The organism is Bacillus sp. Medicinal_06 (assembly GCF_056711665.1).
In genome coordinates this window covers 1-517 of record NZ_JBWYHD010000064.1, presented here as the reverse complement: position 1 = coordinate 517, position 517 = coordinate 1, and the positions used below count along the sequence as shown (strand labels likewise).

4 tRNA genes and 1 rRNA gene are annotated in these 517 nt (G+C 50.1%); all 5 read right to left on the bottom strand.

The window, feature by feature from the left end:
• Window positions 1–42: 42 nt before the first annotated feature.
• Window positions 43–123: transfer RNA gene (locus tag AC1M36_RS28485), tRNA-Leu, on the bottom strand.
• Window positions 124–139: 16 nt separating this feature from the next.
• A tRNA-Lys gene (locus AC1M36_RS28480) sits at window positions 140–215 on the bottom strand.
• 13 nt (window positions 216–228) lie between these two features.
• Window positions 229–304: transfer RNA gene (locus tag AC1M36_RS28475), tRNA-Thr, on the bottom strand.
• A gap of 5 nt (window positions 305–309) precedes the next feature.
• Window positions 310–385: transfer RNA gene (locus AC1M36_RS28470), tRNA-Val, on the bottom strand.
• A gap of 5 nt (window positions 386–390) precedes the next feature.
• Window positions 391–506 (bottom strand): 5S ribosomal RNA (gene rrf / locus AC1M36_RS28465).
• Between the last annotated feature and the right edge of the window lie 11 nt (window positions 507–517).

Sequence of the window (517 nt, the reverse complement as noted above, 5' to 3'; positions counted from 1 at the left end):
AACTACTTCCGCAAGACATGTTATGAGATATTTTATTAAAAGTGCGGGTGAAGGGAGTCGAACCCCCACGCCAAAGGCGCCAGATCCTAAGTCTGGTGCGTCTGCCAATTCCGCCACACCCGCATATTATTTTAATAAATGGTGAGCCATGAAGGACTCGAACCTTCGACCCTCTGATTAAAAGTCAGATGCTCTACCAACTGAGCTAATGGCTCGTACAATAAAAACTGGTGCCGGCTAGAGGACTTGAACCCCCAACCTACTGATTACAAGTCAGTTGCTCTACCAATTGAGCTAAGCCGGCGTATATGGTGGAGGATGACGGGATCGAACCGCCGACCCCCTGCTTGTAAGGCAGGTGCTCTCCCAGCTGAGCTAATCCTCCGCTTTGCCTGGCAACGTCCTACTCTCACAGGGACAAGGTCCCAACTACCATCGGCGCTAGAGAGCTTAACTTCCGTGTTCGGTATGGGAACGGGTGTGACCTCTCTGCCATCATTACCAGACTTTTATTATT